Raw genomic sequence first — 1,366 nt, 5'->3', positions numbered from 1 at the left:
CGGCGCCGTCGCCCGCCGGTCACGCGTCCGCCGCCGTGTCCCGGCCGCTCACCGAAGTACCGCCGGTCGCCGCGCCCGCCGAGGCGGCCGTACGGTCGGCGAAGTCCGTCGCGGCCTCGGCGCCGACCGCCTGGACCGGCGGCGGACTGATCAGCACCACGGCGGGCAAGGTGTTCTTCCAGCGCGCCGACGGCGGCACGTTCACCTGCTCGGCCACCGTCGCCAACAGCGACAACAAGTCCGTCGTCCTGACCGCAGGACACTGCGTGGTCGACGCGGGCACCGGCGAGGTCTACCGGAACTGGGTCTTCATCCCCGGCTACGCCAACGGCAACCGGCCGTTCGGCACGTTCACCGCCACCCAGCTCTTCCACCTCGACCAGTACGTCTCCACGGGCGGCAACGCCAACTGGGACTTCGCCTTCGCCCGGGTCGGACAGGTCGACGGACGCTCGCTCGTCGACACCGTCGGCGCGCAGGGCATCGCGTTCAACTCGGCCACGGGCCGGCATGTGCACTCCTTCGGCTACGGCGGCTCCGCCGAGGAGGGCAGCGGCGAGCGGCTGAACCACTGCGAGGGCGACGAGTTCATCGACGGCGGCCGGCCGGGCTCCACGATGTGGGGCATCGACTGCGTACAGAGCGGCGGATCGAGCGGAGGCGGCTTCCTGGCCGACTTCGACACCGCTGCGGGCGCGGGCGCCCTCGTCGGCAACATCAGCGTCAGCGCCGGGGCGAACGAGTACCACCCGACCCTGGGCAACGAGGCGCTCGACGTCTACCGGCAGGCCGGCGCCGTCTGACCGCCGGACCTGCTGACAGGCGCTAGGAGCAAGCAGCCGCAATCCGGGCATACGGCCCGGAGTGCCGGGTAGGGAGGGCGGACGGTGCACCCCGTACCGTCGGGGTGCACCGCCGCCCGTCCCTTCCCCGTCCGCTCCCAGGAGGCGCAGTGAAATTCGGCATCTCGACCTTCATCACCGATCAGGGCATCGCGCCTGCCGCCCTGGCCCGCGCGATCGAGGAACGCGGCTTCGACTCGCTGCTCATCGCCGAGCACTCCCACATCCCGGCCAGCCGCAGGACCCCCTACCCCAACGGTGGCGAGCTGCCGGAGAAGTACTACCGCACCCTCGACCCCTTCGTCGCGCTGGCCGCTGCCGCCAGCGTCACCGACCGGATCCTGCTGGGCACGGGCATCGCTCTGGTGGCGCAGCGGGACCCGATCCACACGGCGAAGGAGGTCGCCTCGCTCGACGTCGTGTCGGCGGGGCGCGCCGTGTTCGGCGTCGGCGTCGGCTGGAACCGCGAGGAGATGGAGAACCACGGCACGGACCCCACGAGCCGTGGCCGGCTGGTGAACGAG

The 1,366-nt window shown here is 72.1% G+C and carries 2 protein-coding genes; both read left to right on the top strand.

Annotation, left to right across the window (positions count from 1 at the left end; genetic code table 11):
• On the top strand, positions 1-803 hold an 803-nt coding region (locus HY68_RS11355; protein WP_157874440.1), incomplete at its 5' end, for a hypothetical protein.
• A gap of 149 nt (positions 804-952) precedes the next feature.
• Positions 953-1,366, top strand: a 414-nt coding sequence (locus tag HY68_RS11350) for an LLM class flavin-dependent oxidoreductase (protein WP_041987631.1), incomplete at its 3' end; no start/stop codon positions are given.

Origin of the sequence: Streptomyces sp. AcH 505, assembly GCF_000818175.1 — a bacterium.
GTDB lineage: Bacteria > Actinomycetota > Actinomycetes > Streptomycetales > Streptomycetaceae > Streptomyces.
This window is presented reverse-complemented; position numbering and strand designations above follow the sequence as displayed.